The 8,724-nt window shown below is 34.8% G+C and carries 6 protein-coding genes, 1 tRNA gene, 1 riboswitch and 1 other annotated feature; of the genes, 3 read left to right on the forward strand and 4 right to left on the reverse strand.

The genetic code is table 11. The features are described from left to right. Positions 1–74 precede the first annotated feature (74 nt). A complete protein-coding gene (locus tag HDR40_RS00705; protein WP_290625296.1) occupies positions 75–1,706 on the reverse strand; it encodes a polysaccharide biosynthesis protein in 1,632 nt (543 codons plus the stop codon). A gap of 107 nt (positions 1,707–1,813) precedes the next feature. Next, positions 1,814–4,228: a leucine--tRNA ligase gene (gene leuS / locus HDR40_RS00710; protein ID WP_290625297.1), complete on the reverse strand. Its 2,415-nt coding sequence runs from the start codon at positions 4,226–4,228 to the stop codon at positions 1,814–1,816. Positions 4,229–4,271: 43 nt separating this feature from the next. Next, positions 4,272–4,465 (reverse strand) — a binding site (T-box leader). Between the two features lie 61 nt (positions 4,466–4,526). Here leuS and HDR40_RS00715 point away from each other — a divergent pair. From HDR40_RS00715 to HDR40_RS00725, 3 genes are all read left to right on the forward strand, one after another. Then, a complete protein-coding gene (locus tag HDR40_RS00715; RefSeq protein ID WP_290625312.1) occupies positions 4,527–5,180 on the forward strand; it encodes a phosphatase PAP2 family protein in 654 nt (217 codons plus the stop codon). Positions 5,181–5,300: 120 nt separating this feature from the next. Next, positions 5,301–6,407, forward strand: coding sequence for a YibE/F family protein (locus tag HDR40_RS00720; protein WP_290625298.1), 1,107 nt, complete (start codon positions 5,301–5,303; stop codon positions 6,405–6,407). Positions 6,408–6,410: 3 nt separating this feature from the next. Further along, a complete protein-coding gene (locus tag HDR40_RS00725) occupies positions 6,411–7,163 on the forward strand; it encodes a YibE/F family protein (RefSeq protein WP_290625300.1) in 753 nt (250 codons plus the stop codon). A gap of 91 nt (positions 7,164–7,254) precedes the next feature. On the opposite strand, the gene metK is transcribed toward HDR40_RS00725, so the two are convergent. After that, entirely contained in the window at positions 7,255–8,463 is a 1,209-nt protein-coding gene (metK, locus tag HDR40_RS00730; RefSeq protein ID WP_290625303.1) for a methionine adenosyltransferase, read from the reverse strand. Then, a riboswitch (SMK box riboswitch) is annotated at positions 8,461–8,533 on the reverse strand. (Overlaps the previous gene by 3 nt.) 74 nt (positions 8,534–8,607) lie before the next feature. Continuing rightward, positions 8,608–8,680: transfer RNA gene (locus HDR40_RS00735), tRNA-Val, on the reverse strand. Positions 8,681–8,724 lie beyond the last annotated feature (44 nt).

The following is an 8,724-nucleotide window of genomic DNA, read 5'->3' on the forward strand; positions in this document are numbered from 1 at the left end:
TGGCAGGGGCATTTCTCACATTTGAGGAATAAAAAAAGTCTTTCGAAATTAATCGAAAGGCTTTTTCTTTTTTATTAAGTTCTAATATGTAATTTACGGGCAATAGATTCAACCTTGCTACCGAGTACTTTTTGAGCTAAGGACGTCTTCAAAGTTACTAAAACATAGAAGATACCACCAACTGCAACACCAAGTACAACCAAAATAGCTGCTGAGAAACGATTTTCTGGACTGAAAATCATTCCACCAAAGTAAACCACCCCAGTTACGATAACAAACATTAAAATTGAAAAGCAGGAAATCCCAACAAATCTTCTAGCAGTCCGTCCGCTATCATAATTATACTTTACTCTTAAATGTTCCATGGCAAGCCAAATTGTAAAGGCTAAACCAATATTTGTTGCAATTAATGGTCCATAGACTTTAAACAATCTAATCATTGGTAATTGCACAATTAATTTTATAATTAATCCAATAATCAAATACTTAATAGCTAATCCATTTTCAGATAAACCTTGTAAAATTGCCATTAAAACGGTAAATGAACCCAAACTAATTGCTGTAAAAGCCGAAAGATAAAGTACACTAGATCCCAAAGGATCATAACCATAAAAGATGGTGTATACGGGTTTACTGATTGCAGCCATCCCTAATGAGGCGGGAATCATTACAAAGAAGAATAATTCCAACGTATTCTCAATTTGACTAGCAATATCTTTATAATCCTTCCGTGCATGAGCAGTTGAAAGTAGTGGAATTGCAGTGACAGCCATTGCAGTTGCCACTGAGACAATGATCATAATAAGTTTATTTGCATTTAAAGCAAATAAAGCGAACCAACTTTCAATTTGATCACCACTTGCATGAACAAAAGTTGCTAATATAGGGTGAAAAGTATATTGGTCAATCAATTGAAAGAAAGTAATGCCTGAATCAATAATAATAAATGGAATCGATTGAGCAATAATTTCTTTGAATAAACTTCCAGTTGACACATCGACTTCATTATTAGAATTTTCTACCAAAGCATTTAATTTTTTGCGACGTGTAAAGAGGAACCACATTAAAAGTAAGATACCAAATACAGCCCCAATCGCTGCTGCTAAGTTAGATTGAATAACAGCCTTCAAATAAGAACCATGTTCAACTTGCATAATTAGATAAGCTGTTAAAAGCATCCAACCAACACGAGCAAGCTGTTCAATAAACTGAGACATTGCACTTGGCATCATATCTGCATAACCTTGGAAATAACCTCGCATAATGCTAAGAATAGGAATAATTAAAACTGCGTAGGACAAACTATGCAAAATTGGAATTTGCCGACTATCTCCCCCAGCTAATAATGGTGATGTAAAATACATAATTCCAGCGGAAATAATACCAAAAATCACCATCAAGAACAGACCACGCCTAAATAGCTTTCGTCCAATTCCATATTCATTTAAAGCATTATACTTAGCTACCTGCTTAGCTACAGCTCCGGGAATACCTGCGGTTGATACGATTAAAAAAACACTATAAATAGTATAACTTTTTGCAGTTAGTGCATTAGCTAAGTTCCCATGAGTGCCCATCCAGGCATACCACGGAATAATGTAAATCGCTCCTAAAATACGTGAAACGATTGACCCAAAGGTCATCCACGCAGACCCTTTAATCATGGTCTCATGTGAATTACTCCCTTGCGTATTATTTTTTTTCATAAATTAATTTTCCCTAATTTCTAGATAGATATAAGAGTCCAAAACTTATATTACTCACTTTTTAACAAAATTTATAAATTTGTTTTGTTTTTTAGGAAAAACTTAACTTACTTCGCAACAATATTAACGATCTTATTAGGAATTACGATTACCTTCTTAACGTCTTTTCCTTCTAAGAATTTTTGAACATGCGGTAATGCAAGAGCTTGCTTTTCTAAATCATCTTTAGCAGCATCTTTGGCAGTTTCAAACTTACCACGTAGTTTACCATTTACTTGAACCATAATTTCAACTGTCGATTCAACTAACTTACTTTCATCATAAGTTGGCCATTGAGCATAAGTAATAGATTCATCATGACCTAAAATTGACCAAATTTCTTCCATCATATGTGGAGCAACTGGAGCTAACAATTGAACAAAACCTTCTGCATATTCACGTGGAATCTTTTTAGCCTTTTGAGCTTCATTCATAAAGACCATCATTTGACTGATAGCAGTATTAAAGTGAAGGGCTTCAAAGTCTTCGGTAACTTTCTTAACTGTTTGGTTGTAAACCTTATCCAAAGTACCATCATTTTCATCAACAATATTCTCGCTTGGAATTGCCTCCAAATCAAGATCATTGACCATTAAGCGCCATACACGATCTAAGAATTTCTTAGTGGAAGCTGGGCCATTATCATCCCAGTCAATTGAAGCATCCAATGGGCCCATGAACATTTCGTACATTCTTAGGCTATCTGCACCATATTCTTCAATAACATCATCTGGGTTAACCACATTACCTTTAGACTTAGACATCTTTTCATGATCTTTTAAAATTAATCCTTGATTATAAAGACGTTGGAATGGTTCTTTAGTTGGTACTACTCCCAAATCATAAAGAACTTTGTGCCAGAATCTAGCGTAAAGTAAGTGACGAACTGCATGTTCTGCACCACCAATGTAAAGATCAACAGGTAACCATTGCTTGAGGAGGTCATAATCAGCTAATTCTTGATCATTGTGAGGATCAATATAACGTAAGTAGTACCATGATGAACCAGCCCAGTTAGGCATGGTATTAGTTTCACGCTTACCTTTACGTCCATTTTCATCAACTACATTTACCCAATCAGTTAAGTTAGCTAGAGGGCTTTCTGGCGTACCAGAAGGCTTAATATTAGTGGCATGTGGTAAACGAAGTGGAAGTTCATCTTCTGGTACTAAACTAGTTGTACCATCTTCCCAATGAATAACTGGAATTGGTTCACCCCAGTAACGTTGGCGAGAAAAGTCCCAATCACGAAGCTTGTAATTGACTTTTTGTTTACCGACATTATGTTCTTCAAGCCATTCAACCATGCGTTTCTTAGCTTCATCATTGTCTAAATCGTCTAAGAAATCAGAGTTAATGTGCTTACCATTGCCTGTGAAAGCTTCTTTTTCAAGATTGCCACCTTCAATTACTTGGTTAACTGGCAAATCAAACTTCTTAGCAAATGCATAATCACGATCATCATGAGCAGGTACTGCCATAACTGCACCAGTACCATAACTTGCCAAAACATAATCGGAAATCCAAATTGGAACTTCCTTGCCATTTACTGGGTTAATTGCATAAGCTCCTGTGAAAACACCGGTCTTATCTTTATTCAAATCAGTTCTTTCAAGGTCTGACTTGGATTCAATTTTTTTAATGTAGGCATCAACTGCTTCTTTTTGTTCAGGAGTAGTAATTTCTTGAACTAGTTTATTTTCTGGAGCTAAAACAGTATAGCTTACACCAAACAAGGTATCAGGACGAGTAGTAAAGACATCAAAAGTCTTATCACTATCTTTAACCTTAAAAGTAACTTGAGCACCAACTGAACGACCAATCCAGTTTCTTTGCATTTCTTTAACAGGTTCTGGCCAATCCAAATCGTCTAAATCTTCAAGCAATCTATCCGCATAAGCAGTCATCTTAAGCATCCATTGCTTCATATTACGGCGATATACTGGAAAACCTCCACGTTCCGTCTTACCATCTATAATTTCTTCATTAGCAACAACAGTTCCTAAATCTGGCGACCAGTTAACAGGAACTTCAGCTTCATAAGCCAACCCCTTCTTATACATTTGTTCAAAGACCCATTGAGTCCACTTGTAGAAATTAGGATCAGAGGTTCTAACTTCACGATCCCAATCATAAGAAAAGCCAAGCTTGTTTAATTGACGCTTAAAGTTAGCAATATTTTCATCAGTAACTTTAGCTGGATCTTCACCAGTCTTTAAAGCATATTGTTCAGTAGGAAGGCCAAATGCATCCCAACCCATTGGGTGAAGCACATTGTAGCCTTGAGCACGTCTCATACGTGCCATAACATCCGTAGCAGTATAACCCTCTGGGTGCCCCACATGAAGGCCTTTAGCAGATGGGAATGGGAACATATCTAAAGCATAATAATTTTTCTTAGTTGGATCTTGAGTAGTCTTAAAACTATCATGATCTGCCCAATACTTTTGCCATTTCTTTTCAACAACTTTATGGTTGTACATATGATCTCTCTTTCTAAAAATAAAAAAGCCCTATGAAAAATATTCATAGGACGATTAATTCGCGGTACCACCTAAGTTTCGCACTAAACATGCGACCCTCTTGAGCATCGTAACGTAATGCAAACCCGAAAGGTATTTATACGAAACGAGTTCACAAATTCATTTTAAGATTTTACACCAGCCAATCTCTCTCTGATAAAAATAAAATTTGCTACTACTTTTCGACCTTTATTTTTGTTTAGATAATGATTATAATTTACCACAAATACTAAAAAAAACAAGAGGAGTAGATTCGTTGATACATTCTTATAAGAAACATCATGACCCCTTAGCTATTGGAATAATCATTGCGATTATCTTTGCGCTTTGGGCTTTTTGCGTGATTACTAATCAGTCTATTATTAAGACTTTTGATCAAAATATAATTAATATTATTTGTAATACTAATAAAACTAATTTACAAATTGCCCGTTCCTTAACCGTTTTAGGAAACACTTCCACAATAGTCGTCGAAGCTGTTATTATTTTTATCCTTCTAATAATTTTAAAAAAATATCCTTTAGCTATTTTTGAAGCTGGCGTGATGATTTGTGGAAACGCCTGTAATTGGATTATAAAAAATTTAGTACGCCGTCAGCGACCTAGCGCTCACCACTTAGTCTATGCCGATGGATTTTCGTTTCCATCGGGTCACTCTTTAGGAAGTATGACTTTATTTGGTTGCTTATTTATTATTACTTTACTTTTAGTCAAAAATAAAAAATTAAAAATTGTTCTTAACACTTTATGGGTACTATTTCCTTTGACAATTGGTTATACTAGAATTTATCTTCACGTCCATTATCCATCCGATGTATTTGGCGGTTGGCTGGAAGGGTTGGCCTTTGTTTTAATTGGCTATGCTATTTTATTAAGAGTTTATATTAATAAGCATCCCCAACAATTTTATTAATTCTCAGTAGTTTCGAGTAATTCGAAACTATTTTTTTATATATTTTTATTTTTTACTTAATTTCCTTAAGCCAGAAGTGTAGTAAGATTATTTTTGAATAAAGAAAGTAAAGGAATAAAAATGAAATCTAAAATTAAAAATCCGCGCTTAATTTTTGCTATTATGTGCTTAGTAGTTGGTGGGATTATCACATGCTGGATGTACTTTTCAACCAGTCTTTATCATCAAGAAGATATTGCGGTAATCACCCCTGAAAAATTTGAAGATAAACTTGTTCATAATGATACTGATATTTATAAAAATAAAGATCAGACTCGTGAACAAATTTTTTATATTAGGATGCTTTCCGGAGCACATAAAGGTAAAAAATATAAAGTTATTAATCACTACTATCCTTCTCAATTAACTACCCAAAAATATCGTGTTAACAATCGGATCCTTGTTAAAATTACTAAAAATAAAGCTGTAGTCATCAGTCCTAAACGTGATTGGTTACCAGTAATGGTATTAACAATTACGCTTTGTTTAATGATTCTTATTGCCGGAAAACATACAATAGCATTACTAATTTCAATGATTTTAAGTTGGATCATCTTTTTTGGATTAATGTTTTGGGATGTTAAAACTAATTCTACTCAAAGCATCTTAATTTATAGTCTTGCAGATATTGTTTTTTCATTTGTATGTTTAATTATTGTTCAAGGTTATACACCAAAAATGCGCGTCACGTGGTTGGCTACCTTAATTGGGATTTTTGCTTCATTTTTACTATGCTACTTAATTATGCATATAACTGGTAACACTCAAATGAGGTATGACACATCAGATTTCGCCACTCAGGACCCTCAAGGCATCTTTTTAGCCCAAACATTACTAGGTATTCTAGGTGCTGTACTAGATGAAGCTACAGATATCGTTTCTAGTCTTCACGAGCTTGTTCAACATAAACCCCACATTACTAAGCAAGAACTTATTAATAGCGGTATGAACATGGGAAAAGAAATTACCGGCCCCTTAATTAACGTTTTATTACTTATTTTCATTGCCAGTGCATTACCAGAAACAATTTTATATTTACGTGATGATGCAGGATTAGGAAATACTTTTAATTACACACTCTCTCTGGGATTAACTCAAAGTATTATTTCTGGAATAGGAATAGTTTTAACTGTAGTATCTGCCACAGGTGCTAGCTTATTATTTCTTAGAAAAAAAGACAGGAGTTAAATTATGAATACATTACTTGTCTTAACAATTGTTTTAGCAATTTTAATGGCTATAATTGGTGGTGAAACAGGAGTACGAAGTTTTTTCAGTATTATTATCAATATTGCTCTGTTAATATTTGTGGCAATGCTAATTTCATGGGGACTAAATATTCCAACCATCACTCTCATCTTTGTTCCTCTAAAACTAGCCACTATTATTTTTGTTGGTACAGGAAATAGTACCGTTGGAAAAAATGCCTTCTTTAGTTCATTATTTGTTTGTATCTGTATCAGTATTTTAATTTTTATTTGTCAATACTTTGCTCAAGCAGCTGGAATGGGATTAGAAGTAAATGATGTCCTAATGGGGCAGTCTCAGGAGCCTGGACTAAATTATTCACTTATTGCAATTACTGTCGCTATTTTCTCTACTTTAGGAGCTATTGCGGAAGCGGCAGTTTCTATTACTGCGGGTCTCGTAGAAATAAAAAATTCTAAACCTACTATCTCTAAAGAAGAATTAATTCAAAGTGGTACTACAATTGGAAAAGATATTATTGGAACTTCAATGAATACTATTATCTTTGGCCTATTTGGAAGTGTACTCTCTTTAATTTTATGGTTTTATCCCTTACATTATTCTTGGGGTGAAATTCTAAACGATAAATTGGTGATTAATGAATTACTTATTATGATGTATTCTTTAATTGGTGTTTTGCTTATTATCCCATTAGCAACTAGATTATTAGCTCATACTTTAACTACAAAAAGATAAATGAAAAATGGGTGTAGATATTGAATCAGTATCTACACCCATTTTAATTTGCCTTATTAATATTTTTATTATTTATATAGTCGATTAATAATTAACTTTCATATTGTTTGACATAGTTTAATAAGTCTTCTGTTTTATCTGTATGCTCCCAAGGCAAATCTACATCAGTTCGGCCAAAATGTCCATATGCAGCAGTCTGACGATAAATTGGTCGACGTAGATTAAGCATTTCAATAATCCCCGCTGGACGTAAATCAAAAACGTGACGTACAGCATCAACTAATAATTCATCACTAACTTTACCAGTGCCTGCAGTATCAATCATAATTGATACGGGATGAGCTACTCCAATAGCATAGGCTAGTTGAATTTCACAACGATCAGCCAAACCTGCAGCAACGATATTCTTAGCTACATAACGAGCGGCATAACTTGCACTTCTATCTACTTTAGTAAGATCTTTTCCTGAAAATGCTCCTCCACCGTGACGAGCATAGCCACCATAGGTATCAACAATAATTTTTCTACCAGTTAAACCTGAATCACCCTTAGGCCCACCAATAACGAATCGGCCGGATGGATTAATGAGAAACTTAGTATTTTCATCAAGATATTTTTCTGGAATTACATGTTTAATGACCTGATTGATCATAGCATCTCGAATCTCATCATTTTCAACTTTGTCATCAGTTTGAGTAGAAATAACTACAGTTTCCACGCGTTTAGGCTTATCATTTTCATCATATTCAACAGTTACTTGAGCCTTTGCATCTGGACGCAACCACTCTAAAGTTCCATCCTTACGTAATTGAGCAACCCGCTTCATCAATTTATGAGATAAAGAAATCGGTAACGGCATTAATTCCGGTGTTTCATTAATTGCAAAACCAAACATTAATCCCTGATCGCCCGCACCAATTTGATCAAGATTATCACTATCTTGACTATTTTCACGAACTTCTAAAGAATTATCGACCCCACCTGCAATATCAGGAGATTGTTCATCGATATCTACTAAAATAGCACAATTATTTCCATCAAATCCTAGTTCTGGTTTGCCATAACCAATGTCGAGAATTGTTTTTCGTACTACACTTTGAATATCTACATAAGCAGTAGTCGAAATTTCACCTACTACTAATACTAATCCAGTAGTAACAGTAGTTTCACATGCTACTCGACCATTTGGATCTTTAGCTAAAATTGCATCTAAAATTGCGTCAGAAATTTGATCTGCAACTTTATCTGGATGGCCTTCAGAAACAGATTCTGAAGTAAATAAACGTTTTTCCTTTTTCATAGAGTCCCCCTAAAAAATTTTCGGTTACAAGGCATCTCCGTTACCGGATCCTCTCGGGACCTTAACCGATCTCTATACTATACGATTGATTTTTGGCACCGTACAAAAAAAGACTACCACTAGGTAGTCTTTTTATAAACGGTATGGAGGATACAGGGTTCGAACCTGTGACCTCCTGCTTGTAAGGCAGATGCTCTCCCAGCTGAGCTAATCCTCCAAAGTGTGACCCGTACGGGATTTGAACCCATGTTACCGCCGTGA

It is taken from the genome of Lactobacillus sp. (assembly GCF_014803895.1).